This window comes from Paucisalibacillus globulus DSM 18846 (assembly GCF_000482485.1).
GTDB classification, from domain to species: domain Bacteria; phylum Bacillota; class Bacilli; order Bacillales; family Amphibacillaceae; genus Ornithinibacillus; species Ornithinibacillus globulus.
This window is the reverse complement of the sequence record NZ_KI519441.1, coordinates 107,929-128,321: the sequence shown is the minus strand read 5'-3', so window position 1 is coordinate 128,321 and position 20,393 is coordinate 107,929. Positions and strand designations below refer to the sequence as shown.

At 37.8% G+C, this 20,393-nt stretch carries 18 protein-coding genes; 4 read left to right on the top strand and 14 right to left on the bottom strand.

Features of this window, described 5'->3' with window-relative positions; translation table 11 throughout:
- Positions 1 to 129: 129 nt before the first annotated feature.
- The 3 genes from K332_RS0121480 to K332_RS0121470 are packed head-to-tail and all read right to left on the bottom strand — an operon-like array spanning position 130 to position 2,980.
- Positions 130 to 1,839 carry a hypothetical protein gene (locus tag K332_RS0121480; RefSeq protein ID WP_026909328.1) on the bottom strand — a complete coding sequence of 570 codons (1,710 nt, stop codon included), beginning with the start codon at positions 1,837 to 1,839 and terminating at the stop codon, positions 130 to 132.
- Between the two features lie 31 nt (positions 1,840 to 1,870).
- Positions 1,871 to 2,344, bottom strand: coding sequence for a DUF6114 domain-containing protein (locus K332_RS0121475; RefSeq protein ID WP_051359580.1), 474 nt, complete (start codon positions 2,342 to 2,344; stop codon positions 1,871 to 1,873).
- 27 nt (positions 2,345 to 2,371) lie between these two features.
- Positions 2,372 to 2,980, bottom strand: coding sequence for a DUF6230 family protein (locus K332_RS0121470; RefSeq protein WP_026909326.1), 609 nt, complete (start codon positions 2,978 to 2,980; stop codon positions 2,372 to 2,374).
- A 433-nt stretch (positions 2,981 to 3,413) separates the two neighbouring features.
- Here K332_RS0121470 and K332_RS0121465 point away from each other — a divergent pair, with 433 nt between their 5' ends.
- Positions 3,414 to 4,904, top strand: a complete 1,491-nt coding sequence (locus tag K332_RS0121465; protein ID WP_026909325.1) for a response regulator transcription factor — start codon at positions 3,414 to 3,416, stop codon at positions 4,902 to 4,904.
- Between the two features lie 81 nt (positions 4,905 to 4,985).
- A complete protein-coding gene (locus K332_RS24120; RefSeq protein WP_156914261.1) occupies positions 4,986 to 5,138 on the top strand; it encodes a hypothetical protein in 153 nt (50 codons plus the stop codon).
- Between the two features lie 31 nt (positions 5,139 to 5,169).
- Here K332_RS24120 and K332_RS0121460 read toward each other — a convergent pair whose 3' ends face one another.
- From K332_RS0121460 to K332_RS0121425, 8 genes are read right to left on the bottom strand one after another with little or no spacing between them, the layout of a single operon-like run.
- Positions 5,170 to 7,008 (bottom strand): AMP-dependent synthetase/ligase, encoded by a 1,839-nt coding sequence (locus tag K332_RS0121460; protein ID WP_026909324.1) that lies wholly within the window; start codon positions 7,006 to 7,008, stop codon positions 5,170 to 5,172.
- Between the two features lie 53 nt (positions 7,009 to 7,061).
- Positions 7,062 to 7,409 (bottom strand): SCP2 sterol-binding domain-containing protein, encoded by a 348-nt coding sequence (locus tag K332_RS0121455; RefSeq protein ID WP_026909323.1) that lies wholly within the window; start codon positions 7,407 to 7,409, stop codon positions 7,062 to 7,064.
- Between the two features lie 12 nt (positions 7,410 to 7,421).
- Positions 7,422 to 8,558 carry a thiolase family protein gene (locus K332_RS0121450; protein ID WP_026909322.1) on the bottom strand — a complete coding sequence of 379 codons (1,137 nt, stop codon included), beginning with the start codon at positions 8,556 to 8,558 and terminating at the stop codon, positions 7,422 to 7,424.
- Positions 8,559 to 8,573: 15 nt separating this feature from the next.
- The gene (locus K332_RS0121445) at positions 8,574 to 9,413 is read right to left on the bottom strand and encodes an SDR family NAD(P)-dependent oxidoreductase (protein WP_026909321.1); all 840 of its coding nucleotides are present in this window, start codon (positions 9,411 to 9,413) and stop codon (positions 8,574 to 8,576) included.
- Positions 9,414 to 9,432: 19 nt separating this feature from the next.
- Entirely contained in the window at positions 9,433 to 10,227 is a 795-nt protein-coding gene (locus K332_RS0121440; protein ID WP_026909320.1) for an enoyl-CoA hydratase/isomerase family protein, read from the bottom strand.
- 18 nt (positions 10,228 to 10,245) lie between these two features.
- On the bottom strand, positions 10,246 to 11,451 hold the full coding sequence (locus tag K332_RS0121435) for an acyl-CoA dehydrogenase family protein (protein WP_026909319.1): 1,206 nt from the start codon (positions 11,449 to 11,451) through the stop codon (positions 10,246 to 10,248).
- Positions 11,448 to 12,587, bottom strand: coding sequence for an acyl-CoA dehydrogenase family protein (locus tag K332_RS0121430; RefSeq protein WP_026909318.1), 1,140 nt, complete (start codon positions 12,585 to 12,587; stop codon positions 11,448 to 11,450). Before K332_RS0121430 ends, K332_RS0121435 begins: the two co-directional genes overlap by 4 nt.
- 42 nt (positions 12,588 to 12,629) lie before the next feature.
- Positions 12,630 to 12,974: an SCP2 sterol-binding domain-containing protein gene (locus K332_RS0121425; RefSeq protein ID WP_026909317.1), complete on the bottom strand. Its 345-nt coding sequence runs from the start codon at positions 12,972 to 12,974 to the stop codon at positions 12,630 to 12,632.
- A gap of 266 nt (positions 12,975 to 13,240) precedes the next feature.
- Between K332_RS0121425 and K332_RS0121420 the strand changes: the two genes are divergently transcribed.
- Together K332_RS0121420 and K332_RS24760 are read left to right on the top strand one after the other, a co-directional pair.
- Entirely contained in the window at positions 13,241 to 14,272 is a 1,032-nt protein-coding gene (locus tag K332_RS0121420) for a serine hydrolase domain-containing protein (RefSeq protein ID WP_026909316.1), read from the top strand.
- A gap of 75 nt (positions 14,273 to 14,347) precedes the next feature.
- Positions 14,348 to 14,482: a hypothetical protein gene (locus K332_RS24760; protein ID WP_281170940.1), complete on the top strand. Its 135-nt coding sequence runs from the start codon at positions 14,348 to 14,350 to the stop codon at positions 14,480 to 14,482.
- Between the two features lie 146 nt (positions 14,483 to 14,628).
- Here the strand turns inward: K332_RS24760 and K332_RS0121410 are convergent, their stop codons facing one another.
- From K332_RS0121410 to K332_RS0121400, 3 genes are all read right to left on the bottom strand, one after another.
- On the bottom strand, positions 14,629 to 14,868 hold the full coding sequence (locus K332_RS0121410; protein ID WP_026909315.1) for a ferredoxin family protein: 240 nt from the start codon (positions 14,866 to 14,868) through the stop codon (positions 14,629 to 14,631).
- Positions 14,869 to 14,989: 121 nt separating this feature from the next.
- Entirely contained in the window at positions 14,990 to 15,199 is a 210-nt protein-coding gene (locus K332_RS0121405) for a hypothetical protein (RefSeq protein ID WP_026909314.1), read from the bottom strand.
- Positions 15,196 to 20,385, bottom strand: coding sequence for an AAA family ATPase (locus K332_RS0121400; RefSeq protein WP_026909313.1), 5,190 nt, complete (start codon positions 20,383 to 20,385; stop codon positions 15,196 to 15,198). The genes K332_RS0121405 and K332_RS0121400 overlap by 4 nt, the downstream gene beginning before the upstream one ends.
- Positions 20,386 to 20,393 lie beyond the last annotated feature (8 nt).

Here is a 20,393-nt window from a genome sequence, read left to right as displayed (position 1 = left end):
AGTATTGTAGGCATGGCCCTAATATGCTGAATAATTAACCCTCACATTGGTGCAGCTACCATTATTAAAGTAAGAAAATATAACTTTTTGGCTGCTATATACTCTGTGAGGATTTCTTTATGTCACCAATTAATTGGACCCGAAAATCTTCTCCAATATCTTTTTTAATATGCTATCTTTATATGGATCCAATAATTCACCTGTGTCCTTATTGAATACTTTCTCCACGACTTCCCCTGTTAGCGGGTTAATTATTTTTCCTGTAAATGGATTCCATATTGGTATAACAATTTTTCCTGTAATCGGGTCTAATAATTTTATCGAGACAGGGTCAAGAATCAAATCAATAACCTCTCCTGTAACCGGGTCTAATAGTTTACCAGTAATCGGATCAAGAATTGGTTCTAACACAGCCTCTTCAACGGGATCAAGGATATTATCTTTCACTGGATCTAGAATAGGATCGGCAACTTCCTCTTTTATAGGATCAAGAATATTCTCTTCAACTGGATCTAAGATCGGATCTACCACCTTGTCTTTCACTGGATCTAGGACATTCTCTTCCACAGGATCTTTGACTGAATCTAAAATCCCATCATCTGTAACCTCCTTATCCGATTCTAATCCAAGTTGTTCGAGTAATTCTTTTAATCCATTAACATCTTTTTCCGCTTTTTCATACTCTGAATTTAATGCTTCATATTCTGCGGTTAATTCTTCAAACCACTTCTTTTTCTCTACAAAAATGGTTTTCAGATTATCGAAACGATCAACTAATGCTTGAAGTTCATCATCAACTTTTTTATCCCCTTCTAATTCATCCAGAGAATATTCAACTTCATCGCCTGCTTTTTGCTTTTTAGCCAACTCAGCTATAACAACATATTCCCCAAGTTGCTCCTGGAGAAGATTTTGCTCTTCCCTTTTCTTTACTTTCTCTAGTAAGATTTTTTCGATAGATGACATACTATTATCTACTTCCTCTACAACCGTTCCCCCTTCATCTAGCAAGCCAATTGCAGTAAGGAGTTGGGACTTCATAAACTCTAATGTTGCCGATAAATCTTGAACAGTTGGCATAAGTTCATCCAATCCTAAATTATTTTCCACAGCATGTTCAACTTCTTTAATAACATCCTGTATTTTCCCAACATATTCTTGATTTGAAAGTTCATTTAACATGTCTGATACGCTAGTTAACAGTCCATCTAATTGTTCAACATACTTTTCTTGTTTTTCAATTTGATCAACAATCTCCTGAAGCTCTTGCTCAGATTCATCATTGTTTCCATTTAAAAGCTCTTCTACCTGCTCTGGGCTAATTGACGAGTTATAGGTAGGAAGTGCATCACATTCACTTAAATAACATGTATAAATATTCGCGTTCGTTAGGGAAATGGTTTCTACAAATTGTTCCTCCACATTCATAACAACATTTTCCATGCAAATTCTTCCAAGCTGGCTTGGTTTACAAAGCCCACCTATGTTTGGTAACTCGTTATTTATTGTTTTTGCATTTAAGTTTTTGACAGGGATTGGCCCTGGCGAAGAAATTCGTACGACTAATGGCTCCAGACCATTCCCTCTTTCCATCACCTTTGTTATCGTCAGACCATGAATTTCTCCTTCATATATCGTAATATTGCCAGTCAATGCACCAACTAAATCCATTGAACCATCTACTTTTACCGTTTCGATAATAAATCCACCACTATTACTGGATGTGTCCACTGATGAATTATTACTAGCAAAAATCTGACTAACTGGAGTAAGTATCATGGCTATGACTAATATAAAAATCAAACTAACGGACACTTTGCGATTTTGTTTGGTTTTCATTTAAAATTCCCCTCGTTTACCAGACTCTCCTTTAAACAGCCTCATTCACCTGTTCCAATTTCTTTTGTTTGCGATTACGTTCCCATGTGTCTCTATCAATCTCTTCTTTATCCCAAGCAATATTGAGAGCCCCCGCGACAATTCCAATCGTAGTACCAATTAAAAAGCCACCCAATGCCCCCATGATTGACAGGACGGATAGAAATATCGTGGCTATTCCAAAAAAGGTTGATAGCTGTGGATAAAAATATTCACATATGCCAATAATTAGCACAAGTCCGCCAAAGATGAATCCAACAAAGACTAGACTGCCAGGAATAAAGGCAATAGCATATAGATGCAAGGGAATATAAAGTATCATAAGTCCAGCTAGTACTGTAAGTGTCGCTCCCCAAAAAGGACGTCCGCTTCTCCATTGCTGAAATTTGCTTCCCTCCATAATTCTTTCAAACTTCCTATCTTGTTTTCCTAACTTTTCATGTACCTTTCTTTCCTTTCGCTTCATGACAATTCACCTCATTTTTTACGAATATTACTTTCCACTTCCTGGGAATGTAGTCATATCTGGTCCATCAATTCTTTCAGCCGAAATCTTTGCTCCTTCCAAACTAACCACCGATTGGAATAAGTAGTCTGTTACAATCTTAGCGTCCTTAATATTAATTGTTGCCGCATTTTGAGACCAGTTTTGAGAAAATTCATCCGTATTCTTTTCTTGAATTGCTAACTCATTGAAACTTAAATCTGCCTCAATTAATCGTGCATCATGAATGAGGCCAGTAATATTCGTTGGACCAGTGGATCGAATATGGAACCGTACCCACCCAATTCCGGGTAGCTCAAGATCTTTGTAGATGTGTAAATTTGTTATGACAACTTCATCCATTTTATTTCGAACCATTGGCTCTGCATCTGAGTTCCCTGTTTCCCCTACATGTGGCAAAAGCTGAAAGTTGGTACCTTTTAGTTCATCAAACTCTACATAGAAGTCACCGATACCTCCAAGTGGTAAGGCAAAAGCTGTTCCAGAAAATCCTAATGCTGCTATTAAACTACCAAAAGCTAAAAATCCAGTCATCATTGCAATAAAGAATTTCTTCTTCATTGTTTTTCCTACAATTATTTTCTTTTCCTTTTTCAAGATAACCACCTCTTAACGTTATTTTTACTGATTCAAAAGCTTTGAAATAACTGTTGCTAAACTCAAAAGATATGGTATTATTAATAAAATTCTACTATTAATTATCATACCTCCTACCTCATTGTGATACCGCTTTCATTTATGGAATGTTACGATAGGGTTAAACAAAATATTGCCTCTATTATAATTCAGAATTTTCTATAATAAAACCCTACAAATATAGGCTTTTTTCATAAGGGCCTCTAGTCCCTTTTCCCTAATTATCACAATACTTAGCGAGTTATTAGCTTGGACTCCCTTTGAATTTAGGTAGTCTATCGAACTTCTTTTTTTGAATAGTGATTCATTTTCCACAGATGGGATAATCTTTGGCTTGTATGAATATTCTTTAAGTAAACTGTGTTTTTAAAATGAATTAGAAAGGGGTGTAATTATGACCTATACATTGAATGAACAAATGAATACCATTTTCCAAAACGGGCTACATCTAATTCAACGTCATAAGGAAGCGGTCATAGAAGAGTGGAATACTGTATCAGCTCGCCTAAACTTAAATAGAAATCATTTTCCAAAAAATATTGAAGATACGATTCAATACTTCACTAATAAATTATTTCATACCACTAATTCAACGAATTCAAACGCCTTAACTTTATCTTTTCAAACAAATAAATTTATCATTACCTTACTAGAGAACGCTGTACATAAGGTAATCCAACAAAAAGAAGCGTTTTCCCATAAGCATCATCAAGCCATTCAATACGTGTTCATTAAAATTAGTGAGGATGTTCTAACGGAAGACTATCAGCAGTATTTCGCAATCGATACCTTCTTACAAAACCTTGTATCGTCTAATCAACTGCCTATCATTTGGACCGCTATTGTATTAAAGAGGAATCATCAATTTATCGTTGAAAAGTGGTTTAATCAAATGAGCCAGGATTTGCTGCATGGAAATGATGATGTAAAGGCAAGTACAATTTACGGATTGTCTGAGCTTCTATTAAATCAAATGTCACCAGAGGAAAAAAGAAAGTTCGCTGTTTTTCCAGTCCCATATGAAGATATTACGATTTTAATTTGTGTACATAAAGAAGACAGCACCCATGTCGTCCCATTCGTTTCCTATGCACTACAGGTTTTTCAAAATGGAAAAGAATCCTTTCATGTTACGAAACAAGATCAGCAATGGAAAGACTCCGTAATCATGTTCAATGAAACTATTATGCGTTCAAAAAATCACCATGAAGCAGTTGAAAATATTTCTGCTGGTTTTGTAAATTATCTTCCGTTCGAGCGATGTGCCTTATTCTCCTATTCTGCTAACGAACAAATGGGCTTTGGTCTATTCGGCCATCATCTCGATAACAAAGCTATCCAAAATATCACCGAAGATATTAGCAATCTCCCAATCATCCAGAACAACCTACATATTTTAGAGCTTTTTGGAAAAAGTTTAGATTATGTGCAGCCTATATATATTGCGGATGCCAAGGTTGGTTTTCCGAATGAGTATATTAAACAATTTGAGTTACAAACGGTTATCATTGCACCAATCTACTTAAGCTCCAACAATCAACTATTAGGTGCAGCCATTCTTGATCAAGGTCCTGGCAAACATTTTAAAGTGGGACAGGAAATCTTTTCTGCTTTAATTAAATTTGGCCAAAGTGCAGGAGAAATACTAGCAAAATTTTCTACTGCAAAGGAAAAGGAACCTAAATCAGCTATCAAACTTTCACCAAGAGAAATTGAAGTACTACAATTAATGGCAGAAGGATATGCCACCACTGAAGCCGCAAGTTTCTTAAACTTAAGTGAATACACGGTTAGAGACTATGTTTCTGCTATTATGCAAAAAATGGATGCTAGAAATCGAACAGAAGCCGTTGCCCGTGCATTACGGGAAGGGTTGATTGAATGAAATAAGGAGCTCAGGTGCTCCTTATTTTTATGCCATCAGGGTTCACAAGGGTAGGCACATGGTCTACTGGATTGGGCTCATGTGTCGGATCAACGGGTACATGATTTACTGGATTGGGCACATGAGCTGAACCACCGGGCACATGTTCAGACGGATCGGGCTCATGTGCCGGATCAACGGGTACATGATTTGCTAGATTGGGCACATGTTCTACTGGATTGGGCACATAGTTAACTATATTGGGTGCAAGACTACTAGACTTTCCCTAACTACTTACAACTATTTCACTATTATTAGCTTCTGCATCCAAATAAGTCCTTTCTATCAAATCCTTATACTTCTCCTGAATCACATTGATCCTTAACGATAGTTTAGGTGTTAATTCCCCACTATCGATTGTCCACGGCTCACTAATAATGACAATTTTCTTTGGTTGCTCGAAATTAGCAAACTTCGCTGTTCTGTCCCCTACTTCCTGTTCTAATAAATCTCTGATAACTTTGTACTCGCAGATTTCCTCTAAGGTTTCAGAGCGGACACCTTTTTCCTTTGCCCATGGGAGTAAATTTTCATAATCTGGATTAACTAGGCACATAATAAATTTACGATTATCACCAACAACTAGCGATTGCTCTATAAATGAACTTTCGTTGATTGCGCTTTCAATTGGTTGTGGAGCAACATTCTTCCCAGTTGATAAAACCAGAATACGCTTTTTACGGTCAATAATCTTCAAATACCCATCATCTACCCATTTTCCGATATCACCAGTTTTAAACCATTCCCCTTGAAAAGTCGCTAATGTCGCTTCATCATTCTTGTAATAACCTTTCATGACACTCGGGCCTTTTACAAGAACTTCACCATCACTGGCTAGCTTTACTTCAACATTTGGAAGGACTTTTCCAACTGTACCAACCTTGGAACGAGTCATTGGATTCAGCGTAATTACGGGGGCTGTTTCTGTTAAACCATAACCTTCTAAAATAGGCATATCTAATGCCCAGAAAAAACGAGCAATATCTGAGTTTAATGTACCTCCACCGGAAACAAGACCCCGTAATCGTCCTCCAAGCTTTTCTTTTACTTTCTGATAAACAAGTCGATCTGCTAGCTTCCATTTCCTCTCAAAGCTTTTTGGCATTGCGTCTCCAAGAACTAAATCCTGAACAGAAGCATTTACATATCGATCGTAACGTTCTTTGCCTACTTCCACTGCCCAATTAAAAATCTTCTTCTTAACCGGAGAACCACTGTTTATCTCATCCATCACTTTTGTATAAACCTTTTCAAATAATCGTGGCACACTAGTCATAATCGTAGGTCGTATTTCAACTAAATTCTCCTGAATCGTTTCTATACTCTCTGCGTAGGCAATCGTTGTACCAATAGAAAGCAAGGTATAATGTCCTGCCATACGTTCAAAAACATGGGACAAAGGCAAATAGGATAATGCAAGATCCTCTGGTAAAAGCTCAATAAACCAAAACTTAACTGCCTCGACATTAGATAAAAAATTCCCATGTGTTAGCATCGTACCTTTTGGATTTCCTGTTGTGCCGGATGTATAAATAATCGTTACTAATTGTTCTCTATTAATCCCGCGCCACATATCCTCCCAATTGGTAAGCAAACTTTCCCTACCAATTTGTTCGAAGTTTTCATAGGATAATTCTCCATCCATAGAAAACTCACCTTCCGGATAGATGGTAATGGTATAATCGAGCTTCATATTACTAGCTATAACCTTTTGCCTCTGTTCTTCATTTTCAACTACAATTGCTCGAGCATCTGAATTTTCTAAGACAAAGGCAACCTGGTCAGGTGGTAGGGTCGGATAAACAGGAACACTTACCGCTCCAATACTAGCTAATGCAAAATCAGTTATTCCCCACATCGGATTACTGTTAGAAAGAATCGCTACTTTTTCACCTGGCCCAATCCCAAGTGCTTTGAAAGCTGAAGCAGCATAGTGAATTTTTTCCCAGAACACACCGTAGGTCATATGCTGATATATACCATTTACTTTCCACATGTAAGCATCTTTTTCGGCATAATTCGTGGCTGTCCAGTAAAGCATTTCTACTAGATTACTTGGTTTCATCTAAAAACCTCCTTGTTTCGTAAGCTCCCACGATTCCCCTTAAGAAACTTATATTAGAAAGAAAATGAATTAAGAACTGTTTGCAATTTTAAGGCAAGCCCCATATTTCCTTTTATCTTCAATTTACCACTCATAAATGCTGCCGTAGGATTTAATGAACCCGCCACTAAGGATTTAAAATCATCTGCCGCCAATGTCAGTACAACGCTTGGATCCTTCTCTTCCCCTTTTATCGCTCGTGCTTCTTCGGGTTCAATTATCATTTGGAAAACTCCACCATCATCACCTAATAAGTTAAATTGATATATGCCCTCCTTCCCTTTTGTCGCAGCAGGATCGTAATGTAATGCCGCGTCAATCATCAGAAACACATCATCTGTTTTTGGCTTTACAAATTCCATTTCATACCCTCCTTAAGATAATCGTTCTATAATTGTCGCTGTTGCCATCCCAAACCCAATACACATAACCTGAAGTCCATATTTTCCGTTCGTATCTTCCAATGTATGAAGCAAGCTAGTCATAATTCTTGCCCCGCTAGCACCTAATGGATGTCCTAATGCAATTGCTCCACCTCTAACATTCACCTTCGACATATCCGGTTGTAGTTCCTTCTCCCAAGCTTTTACAACAGATGCAAAGGCCTCATTTATTTCAATAGTATCTATTTCATCTAACGTTAAACCAACTTTTTCAAGAACCTTTTTCGTTGCGGGAATGACGCCAGTAAGCATCATGACAGGATCAACACCAACAACAGTTCTCGCTAAAATTTTCGCACGGGGTTTAAGTCCTAGCTTAGCCGCTTTCTCTCTGGACATCAGTAATACTCCCGCAGCACCATCACTGATTTGACTAGAGTTCCCTGCCGTAACAACACCACCATCTGGATTGAAAGACGGGATTAACCCCGCAAGTTTTTCCATTGATGTGTTTATTCTAATTCCTTCATCGCTTGAAAAGACTTCCCCATTTTCAAGGTGAACAGGTATAATTTCCCGTTCAAATTCTCCCTGTTCTCTAGCTCGTAATGCCTTTTGGTGGCTCTTTAATGAGAATTTATCCAATTCCTCCCTTGAAAGCCCCCACTGGGTTGCAATCATCTCTGCTGAAAACCCTTGGGGAATAATCTGATATTGATCAATTAGTTTATTACTAAATGTCCCTAAATCACTCCCCATCGGTACTTGGCTCATATTTTCAACACCACAAGCAATTGCAATATCTGCATCACCAGCTAATATGGTTTGGCAGACATTATGTATTGCTTGTTGGCTAGATCCACACATTCGATTCATCGAATAAGCTGGAACTTCAACCGGAAACCCTGCAGCAAGAACAGCCATCCTTCCAATATTTCCACCCTGTTCTTCTGTCATCGTTACACACCCACAAGCAACATCCTCAACCTGTGTAGGGTCTAACTTATTTCGTTCCACAAGTCCATTTAAAACAGGTACTAATAAATCAACAGGATGAACCTTCGATAATGCTCCTTTTTTCTTGCCAACCGCGGTTCTAATCGCGTCTACAATAACTACCTCACGCATAGTAAACACCCCTTGTTAAAACGTAAATAGTTCCATTCCACCAGAAACATTCAGCCCAACACCAGTGATATACTTCGCCTTGTCTGAAACTAAAAATGTAATCGCATTTGCTATATCCTCAGGATCTCCCGGTCGTTTCAGTGCAGTGCGATTAATCATTCGCTCATTCATCTTCGGATTTCCGATATTAAAAGCTTCAGTCCCAATAATCCCTGGGACTATCGCATTTACATTAATACCAAAACGAGCACCTTCTAATGCCATACTCTTTGTAAAGCCGAGTAGTCCTGCTTTTGTAGTCGAATAACTTGCCTGCCCAAAGCCACCAAGGGTACCCGCAACAGAAGCCATATTAATGATTTTTCCATACTTTTGTTCCTTCATATATGGCCAGACTGCCTTCGTACAGTTGTATGCGCCTGTTAAATTCACATTCAAATCTCGTTCCCAGTAATCATCATTTTGGTCTTCAATTTGGGAAATATGATCCAGTGTTCCAGCGTTATTCACTAAAATATCAATGTAACCGAATTCCTCCTTCACTTTGGCAAATACCTTTTTCACTTGGTCACGGTCGGTCACATCCATTTTAATCGCAAATGCCCTACGTCCCATCGCTTGAATTTCTAACGCAGTTTTATCCGCATACATGACATTGGTACTTTGCATAATTTGTGCCATTGGACCATACTTTTCTGCTTCCTTTTCATTGGATTTATCCGATTCAATTAAAATATCTGTAATCACCACATCTGCTCCAGCCTCTGCTAATGCTAGTGCATCTGCACGTCCTAGCCCTCTGGAAGCACCTGTCACAACTGCAACTTTCCCCTTTAACAATTCATTCCATGACATATAACCCCTCCCTAATCAATTACCCATCTAAGAAATTCGCTTTTTGCTTTTGAAAGAATGCTGCCAAACCAATACTTGGTTCATCAGATGAAAAGGTTTCAGCAAAAGCTTTAGCTTCCACCTTTAATCCTTCTTTCAGACCTTTTCCTGTAGCATTAATAGCTTTCTTTGCTAACCCCATTGCATGTACTGCCCCAACAGCCAACTCCCCGGCAAAAGCAGTTACTTCTTCTTCAAAGTAATTTGGGTCTACAGCACGATGAATGAGACCAATCTCTTCCGCTTCCGTAGCTTCTAACTTTCTAGCTAGAAAAATAAGTTCTGTCGCCTTAGCTCTACCAACTATTTCTGTCATTCTTTGCGTACCACCTGCACCTGGAATAAGCCCAAGCGAAACTTCCGTCAAACCAATTTTCCCATTCCCCATTAAACGAAAGTCACATGCTAATGCCAATTCACATCCTCCCCCAAGTGCATATCCATTGATTGCTGCAATAACAGGTTTTGGCATATCGGCAAACTTCTGAAAACAAGCTTGCATTCTAGCACTCTCATGTTCAATAAAATTATCACTATCAGCTATATCACTACTCCCCAAGATCATCCCTTTTAAATCCGCACCAGCTAAGAAAATCTTTGGGTTTTTAGAAGCAATAACCACAACACGAGTTGATGAATCAAACGTTAATTCTTTTACTGCTCGCTCTAATTCTTCCATCAATTCTCTACTAATAGCATTTGCTGGTGGGTTGTTGATTTGAATCCATGTGACGCCTTTATGCCTTCGTTCTATTTCAACCAGTTGATAAGACAACGTCATCCTCCTTTTCCCCTATACCCGAACACCAAACGGGGCATATTGTCTACGAGCGATAACTAGATGCTGAATTTCATTTGTTCCTTCAAAAATATCAAATACCTTTACATCACGAAAAAGCTTCTCTACTAAATGTCCATCTAACCCTGTTGGGCCTAATAGTTCAAGAGACTTGGCACATACATCCAGCGCCATTTGCCCTGCATATGCCTTACACATAGCCGCTTCCTTTGCGTTTGCTATTCCCATGTCCGCCATCCACGCAGCCTCCCAAGTAAGAAGTCTAGCAGCCTGAATGTCCTCCTCTGCTTCTGCTAATATCTCAGATGCTAAATAAAAATACTTCCCCTGCTTTGGATACTCCTTTTTCACCATATCCAGTGTATATTCATATGCAGCCCTAGCTATACCAATCGCCATCGAAGCAACTATTGGCCTAGTAGAATCAAAGGTTTTCATTGCAACCTGAAATCCAGATGGCTTGGAGTCACTAGAATCATAAAATTCCTCACCACCTAGTAAATATTCCGTTGGTACAAAACAATCCTCCAGCAATAACTCTGCTGTTTCATTCGCTCTTAATCCCATTTTCTTCACAAGCTTTGTACAACTGAATCCTGGTGTTCCTTTTTCCACAACAAATGCACGTTGCCCAGCGCGGCCAAGCTTTGAGTCAACCGTTGCAAATACAACTACCCAGGAAGCACGGCCACCATTCGTAATGAATATTTTTTGTCCATTTAAGATATAGCCACCATCAACTTTTCTAGCAGTAGTGCGTACGCCTGATGCATCAGAACCTGCTTCTGGTTCGGTTAAGGCATAGGCACCCCATCGTGGCTTATCGGTAGTGAAAATCGATAGAAATCGCTCTTTCTGTTCTGGTGTTCCACTACTTTCAATCGGTGGGCCACCCAGCCCGGCTCCTGGAAGTGATAATGTTATAGCAGGATCTCCCCAAGCCATTTCCTCTGTCGCTAAAACCCCCATGCGGTTTCCTTCCCTCTCGCGCTTCTTTTTCCCTGTTGAAGACCCTTTTCCACCACTAAAGGAAGATGTATTTAACTGTATTCCCATACGATTAACTTGTTGTAGCCATTCATCAGGAACTTTTCCAAGTTTATCTGCCTCTAGAGCTATAGGACGAATTTCATTTTCTGCAAACCAATGGGTCATTTCCTTAATTTGTTTTTGTTGCTCGGATAATTCAAAAGAAATCATTCTACACTCACCTGCCCTTGTTCTTCCAATAATGCTGCACCACGCCTGGCTAGAAATTCACGTTCACTACCATAAAGTGCTACCTGTGCTTGTGCGTCACGCATCCACTTTTCCACTGGGAACTCTTGAATAAAACCGTGCCCACCAAGAAGTTGTACCGCTGCATCAGTTACAAATCGAACCCCTTTATGTGCCCGATGGAGAGCTCGCAAGGCTAAACTGAACGCTTCAAAGGATCCTTCATCTACCTTTATTGCTGCATTCCAGATAAGATGATTCACGATTCGTGTTTCCATTGCCATTTTGGCAATTTTAAACGATACCCCTTGGAACTTTGCAATTTCCTGTCCAAAGGCCTTTCGTTCTGCTGTATATTGGGTTGCATAATCTAGTGCTGCTTCCATCAGCCCATTCTGTTTAGCTGCCTGAAGGATGTAATTACGGGTCTGCACCTTTTCTATTAGCCTTTCTGCTTCCTTACCTTTTGCAAGAATTTTACCAGTAGACACATGATTAAATTTTAGTTTACCTAGTCCAGAAGCTAGAAGACCTATACGATAGTCACCATCCTCTACTAACCATTCCTGGTCATTAAGAAGTAGTACAACAGCAACATCTTCATTATCCCTTGCGAATACTACAATCGTTTCTGCAAATTGAGCGAGCCTAACTGGTTCCGTGGTTCCATTCAATATATAGTCACCATTATTATTTCGAACTGTTATAGTATTGCCAAAAGGTTTCTCTGTATCTGTTAAATCCACTAATGCGGAAGGATGATCTGTATTAGCTAAATAAGTAGCTTTAATAGTTTGGAGTTCGGTATGTTCTGATAAACATCGAAATAAAGAGGCTGCATCGCCTGCACTAGGAAATCCTTGGACAATTCCTAAATCTCCATAGCTTAATGCCTTTAGAATCTGTACTTGACTAATTAATGGTAATTCAAGTCCATCCCATGCTTCCGGAAGTTCAAGTGAAAGAAAGCTTAATTCCATTGCTTCTTCACTCAAATCCTCTTTTACTTTTAAATGGTTCTCAGATGTTCTTGCTAATACACGAATCCTATCCTTCGCAAAATCCTTTGCAACTTCTACAAAAGCTAATTCTTCATCTGTTGCTTGAAATGAGATCAAACCTATTCACTCCTTAAAAAGGGGGAAATTGCCATCTCCCCCTTAGTTTCTTGATTTATTATAAGAAGCAAGGATATCTTGAAGCTTTAAAGCAAGCCCCATATTTCCCTTTATCTTCAATCGACCACTCATAAATGCCTTCGTTCCATTCAGTTCTCCATTAGCCATGGCTAAGAAATCTTCCTTAACCATAACAAGCGTACAATCCGGATTTTCATGTTTACCTTCTGCTGCAAAGCTGTTATCTCCGTTAAGTATAAGCTGGAATGTATGTGATTCATCCTTATGAAATTTAAATTGGTAAACTGCCTCAATACCTTTTGCACTACCCGGATCCTCTTTTAACGCTGTATCAATTTCACTAAATAACTTTTTTACCTCTTCCATTTTTATTCCTCCTATCAAAATAGTAAACTCGCTGTTACGCTTATTATTAGATTACTAATTGGAAACGTGCCTGAGAATTCCGTATTATGTCGGGGATTTTTGTTTCTCTGAATGGATTACCTACATAAGTAGTAGGGAAGTATTCGGATAAAAAGCCATTACTATGATTCTATTGATAAAATGACACAATATTCTATATGGTATATACAAGAACATATATTCGTATTATTATTAAATTAGATTACTATTTACAAGGAGGAATTGTCATGGAATTAATGAATATAGACATGGTAGAACGCATGAAGCACTATCATGTTACCGGCCTGGGCATTACCTTGATTGAAGATGGGGAAGTCCATTCAACGAGGAGTTACGGTTATCTCGAAGCCGGCTCTACCAGAAAAGTAAATGAAAACTTTAGTTTCAGCGCCTGCTCGATCAGTAAGTTTCTAACAAGTATGCTAGTCATGAAACTAACTGAACAAGGCACGCTTCATTTAGATGAGGATGTGAACAACAAACTATATTCTTGGAAAGTACCTAACCAATTATTCGCTAAACCTGTTACATTACGGAATTTGCTCTCCCACCAATCTGGAATTATTGATCCAGAAGGTAGCTTTTCAGAACTCATTCAAACTAGTAAATTTCCTACAATGAATGACCTCTTAAATGGTAAAACACCTTATTGTAAGGAGCCTATTGAAGTAACGTATGAACCCGAAAGTGAGTTTCACTATTCAGATGCAGGTTATTGTGTTATCCAACAACTAATTGAAGATGTTACGGAAAAAAACTATAGTCAAGTTATGAATGAACAACTTTTTAAACCTTTAAAAATGGATAACAGTACATTCATCGAAAAATTATCCGATATAAAAATGATTGATTTTTCATGTGGGCATAACAAAAGTGGGGAATTAGTTTCAGACAATTATCCAATATATCCATATCCGGCTGCTTCTGGTCTATGGACGACCAGTAAAGACCTTGCTCAGGTAGTACTTGAAATGATTCATGCGATGAAAGGAATGACTAAGCTTGGAATTTCTACTAAAAAAGCTATAGAAATGATATCCCCACAATTTGATAAATCATGGTCTGGCCTAGGCGTCTTTTTAGATGGTTCAGAGAAAGAAATTGAAATTTCATCACTAGGCTGGGGAGTTGGATTTCAATGTATGCTAGTAGCATTTCCTTATTTAGAAAAAGGTGCCGTCATTTTGACTAATGCTGAATTGGGTATTCATCAATTGAAAGGTATTATTGGTGAAATCTATCGATCCGTATTTTTGTAAAAGAAACTATTATCTAAAAGATTAGAAAAACACGCTATAGTTCGTTATAATAGAATAAGGAAGGGGTTTTTAACAATGATTAAAGTAAAAATGAATGTTCAAACTGCCTACCATGGGGAACTTTTCCGTGCAGGAAAGGTGTATGAAGTAGATAAGGCGACAGCAAAGCGTTGGATTGCTAGTAAACTAGCAGTAGCCGTAGAAGAATAGCATTAGAAAGTTTTATTAATCCTCTTAAGGGAACTTCAGTTTCTTTTCTCTAGATTAATCCCACAACAAGTCAAGGGAAAACCACAAAACAATATACATAAAAAACCCCGTTAGTAAATCTACTAACGGGATTTTTCATTATATCATTAACGATTCGCAAAGAATTCTTCTGCTTTTTCTAAGAAAATCTCTTGTTCTGGTGACAAATCATATTCTTCCTCAATTGCATCAACAGGGCAAGCTGCTTTACAAGCTCCGCAGTCAATACAAATATCTGGATCTATGTAGAATTGATCTGGACCTTCCTCTATACAATCAACAGGGCAGACACTAACACATTCTGCCGCTTTTTCTTGCTGACATGGATCTAAAATAACAAAAGCCATCTATATTTACCCTCCCTAATAAGTAATTCAAGGTATATCTACATATTAATGATACAACTACTTTAAGTTCAAGTAAACAGTTTCTAACGGTGAAGACTGGTTTCTAATAGATTGTTGCTAATCATTGAATTTGTATAAACTGCGCAGTAACAAGGTCTATGTTTTCCTGAATCGGGCGCATCGTCTGAATGATTGGTCCCATGTTTTCTACTATCGGGAGCATGATTTGTATGACAGGGCACATGTTTTCTACTATCGGGAGCATAGGCTGCTTGTCAGAGTCAATTTGTAAGTCACTGCAAAGTTTCAACACTGCTTGAACTTTTATCATTCACCATGAATATCAAAAATCGGAAGAGATATATAGAATATTGTACCTGTACCTTCTTCGCTTTCTGCCCAGATCATACCTTTATGGGCTTGTACAATTTCCCTACTAATTGCAAGTCCTAATCCATTGCCTTTTTTCTTATGATTTTTATTATAAGAATAAGCTCTTTCAAAGATAAATTGAAGTTCATTCGCTCGTATTCCTTCTCCTTGATCTTCTAAAATAAACAATGCCTTCTTAGATGACTCTAGAACTAAAGCGAAACGAATACATCCTTTATCTGTATGTTTAATTGCATTCGAAATAAGATTTCCAATGACCTGTTCCATCCGTTTTACATCCACTTCAATTAATGGATACGATCCATTTCGAGTTGGTAGATCCACATGGAATAAAAGACCTGCTTGTTTAAGTTCTAATTTGAAAGGATTAGCTAAATGGAGAAACAATTTATCTATCGGAATGACTTCCATTTCAAAATTAACGTCTTGTGATTCAAGCTTTGCAAGGATAAAAAGGTCTTCTATCAATCCATTTAATGAAGCAAGACGTGCTTTAATAATCTGCAAATACTCCTTTTCTTGTTTGGGGGATTCTACAAGCCCATCTAAAATCGCTTCAACATATCCTTTCACAACAGCTATAGGAGAACGAAGATCATGAGAAATATTGGCTAGCATTTGCCGTCTTTTCTCCTCTGAGCGCTCTAGTGAGTCATTTGCTGCTAGCAAACTTTGATTGGTAACATGGAGCATGTTAGTACGTTCTTTAACCTTTCCTTCTAAATTAGCGTATAAATATGCTTTTTCAATTGAAACAGCTGCTTGTGAGGCAATAAAAGATAAAACATCAATCTTTTCCTCTGAAAATGCATAAGTTGATTGGTTATTCTCAAAATACATAATCCCAATTAATGTACCTTGATTGAGGATTGGCATACATAGTACTGATTTTATACCATTCTCTCTTATATAGGCATCCCTTCTAAAATGCCCTTCATTTAATGCATCTGCTAGTACGACTACTTCTTTACTATTCACCACATAGTCTACAATCGCTACAGATAGGTTCGTTAACTTTGTAACAGACTCTGGATGTTCATAAACCTTTAAGAAACCATTTGCATAATTGACCGCTACTACCTCTAGTTTATTTTCCTTATTAAGTAATAAATAGGCATGCTCTGCACCAGAATTCGTTAACACTATCTGCATGAGCTTTTTCAATAGTTGATTAAGAATAATTTCCCTCGAAATAACTCCTGCCGTGTCAAAGACAGCATGCAAATCGAGACCTTTTTCCTCCGAACTTGCTGCTATAAAGGATGCTCTATTTACATGAATGATATCTGGATAGGTTTGCAAAAGATCATTTGCTAGTTTTTTTGCTCCCCACTTCAGATAGAGTGTATACGCATCGGTTAAATAGGCTTGTGCTGACTTTGGTAATCTTTGGGACAAATAATATTCCCCAATACATCGATTAACAAGTGCAGCATCCTGTAAATAGTCATGTTTTTCCGCTAATACAATTGCCCGATTATAGAGCTGAATTGCTTCTATGTGATTTTCCCTACCTCTTTCGTATTCTGCTTTAACTAGAATGTACTTATGTAAATAATTTTCAGGAGAAAGCTCTGACCATTGTTTCAACTTTTTCATCAATTTTTTAAGCTTTTTCCTATCCTTAACAGACAATAGCTTATCCTCACGCATCATTTGAATAAGCCATAACACATGATAAACGTAAAAATCCGGAACAACAATAAGCTCCATAGATTTCTCCACCACAGGACCCATTGTATTTATAATAGACCTTGCTGCATCTTCATTTTGAAATAAATAGGTCATTTGTAGCCTAATGGTGTAATGTACGATTGCTGCTGAAACATCATCAGTAAAGTCCGGAAAATCCCAGTTAAAGACTGCATCTTCAGTAGACAGAAGTTTTATCCACTCCATAATTTCTGATAATACATCGTCGGATATACTGTACTCATTGTCTTTTGCAAATTTTAATTGTCGATCAATTCCAGCAGAAACGTCCATAAGAGGGTCTCCTTTCATGAACATTATAATTCCAATAAAAGCACTACCTGCACCTGCTAAATGTAGATTGCCAGATTCAATCGACAATTGCTGTGACCGTTCCAAAAAATCTAAATTAATACGAAGATGATGCTTCCAGTGGTTAATAAAGGTTCCAAAAACAAAATACACACGTGCTCTTAGACTATCTTCTCCGTACTTTTCCGCATGGTCGATTGCTAGTCTTCCAAACTGGTAACTACCATTATAATCCTCAAACCCTGCACCTAATGTAAGAGCATAATTATTATAAACCAGTGCTGAAATATCCATATCTCCATACTTTAACATGATACGTAGTGCACGAAGCATTAAAATCGTTGCGAGATTTTGATTGACATGGTAAGCAGATCCATTCGTATTGATCATAACCTTCATCATCTGACGCCTGTTGGAATCGGAAATAGATGGAAGTAATAATAAATCTTTAGGTTTCTTTTTTCCTATTGCCATTTTCGTTAATATATATTCCTTAGCTATCATTAGTTTACTTGGTTCAGGATTCACATTAAATCCGAATAATCCTATACCATCTAATCCAGTTTGAACAGCTTTCTTTACTTCGTGAATATGTGTATATAATGTAATTTTAATTTGAAAAACGGCTAGTTTATCCTGAGAAGATCTTGCATGTTTCAAAATAAGGTCGAATGTCTCCTCGGATTCATCAAATAAACGGTTTAAATATTGGGCCTCTCCCAGCCCCATCATGATCCGAATAGTCAATTCATAATGGTTGCTCCAAGTGGTCGGTGGAAGTAACTCCTCTGCTACCGTAAAAAATTCAAGTTCTGCTTCCATTGCGGCGCTTTTCTTTGCCCGTTCACCCGCAATCCAGTTCCATCTGGAGAGGTCAAGTTTTTCCTGTTCATTTAATCTAGTCCTAGCTCGATTTAAATGGTTAACAAAATCAAAAACATTCTCCTCTAATTGTTCTTCACCATAATACTTTTGTAGTTGCTGACCGATTTGCAAATGATTCATTTCACGTGCCTCATCAGTTAATGTCATATAAAATGCCTGCATTACCTTGTCATGCAAAAACAAATACCTTGGTGGCTGCACATCCAGAACACTTAAATTCATATCCGGATAGATCCATTTATAGCTTTGATCCAACGGAAGAATGAGTCCTTCCTTTAGTCCATCCCATAGCATTTCAGCAGTATGTAATAAACTTGTTTCAGCAATGGTTGCTAAAGACTTTAAATTGAATTGGTTACCGAAACAGGAGGCAAGTTGAAGCAGTTGCTTCGTTTGATCAGGCAATTTATCAATCCGTTTTAAAATAAAGTCTAGGATAGTGTCTTGAACTGGAATAGTTTTAAGTGACGTCATATTAACTTTCCATTCTCCACTAGTAGTGTCAAAACTTAAAATGGCTTCATCATATAATGTTTGAAACACCTGCACAATATAAAACGGTATTCCTTTCGTTATTCGATACACCATTTCAACAAGGTATTCGGCATCTTTACCTGTAATCATAAGTGTCTCATAAACCCATTGCTTGAGATGCAAAGAATTCAATGGTGTCAGTGGTATTTCTTTTAAAGAAACACCATCACCTTTCACATTTCTCTGCATCAATTCTAATGGATGTCCAGCATGAATTTCATTTTCACGGTACGCACCGATAATCAATAGATGTTGTAAATCTGTGTTTCGCAATAAATATTCAATAAGATCCAACGTTGCGGCATCTGCCCATTGTAAATCATCAAGAAACAAGACAAGTGGGTGTTCCTTTTTACTAAAGACCCCAACAAATCTTCTCACGGATTGGCGAAAACGATTGTGAACTCCCTCTGGTGGTAAATCGGGAATATCCCCTTGTTCTCCAATAATCCACTGTATTTCTGGAATAAACTTTGCTATGACGGCTGCATATGTATCTAGTTCTGATAATAGCTTCGTTCGCCATTGTTGGATTCTCTCTGTTCCCTCCGTTAAAATCTGTCTAATTAATTCTTCAAAAGCATAAACAAGTGGTTCATAGGGAATTTGTCTCTTAAGTTGAACAAATTTCCCTGAAATAAAATACCCTTTTTCCTGGATAAGTGGCTTATGTATTTCGTTAACTAGAACTGTCTTTCCAATGCCGGATACACCGGGAATTAACAATAACTCTTTTTTTCCACCTTGTACTCGCTTAAATCCTCCAAGTAATTCTTCAATCGATTCTTTTCTGCCGTAAAGCTTTGTTGGCTTCTCAAGTAAGCTTTTTGTATCATTTTTCGCAAGTTCAAATGTATCTACTTTCCCGTTTACTTGTACATCATGAACACATCTTTCTAAATCATGTTTTAGACCATGAACATTTTGATAGCGCATTTCGGGAGTCTTCTCTAGCAGCTTCATTAGGATGTTTGAAATTACTTCAGGAATTGTTTCATCCGCTTCTTTTGGAGCAATCGGCATTTTGGCCAAATGAGCGTGAATCATTTCAGTTGGATCTTCCGTTTGAAATGGCGGTGTTCCTAATAACAATTCATAGAAAATCACTCCCAGAGAATAGATATCTGTGCGATAGTCCAAAGAGCGATTCATTTTTCCAGTTTGTTCAGGTGACATGTAGGTTAATTGCCTCTTTAATCGATAGGGGCTAATCGTTGGAAGCTCATTTTCTATTGGGAGTTTGGTTGCTTGATAAAATCCTGTTAATTTCATCTCACCTGATTTAGGATGATACAAAATGTGATCAGGGTGTAATGATTTATGGATAATACGCTTCCCATGAATCATGGATAGTATGTTACATAGTTGGTTGGCTATTTTCAGAAATGTAGTCAGGTTAGCCACTTTCTCACTTTTTAACCATTGCTTTAATGTTATTCCCTGAAATAGATTCGTAGCGACAAAAGCCCTGCTTTGATATTTTTCTAGCTTAATAGGAGAAAGAATCCCTGTCGAATTAATTTCTTTAGCTATATGAAAGTCATGGATTACTTCAGCTGCTTCATATGGATTATCTTCGTTGACTTTCATTGACTTTATCGCTACTACACGGTTTTCTTCCAGTGAGTAAGCCTTATAAAGTTCCCAAGTTTCTCCATTTATTATTTTCTCCAATATATGATATCCAGGTAGATTTTCCATTTCATCAC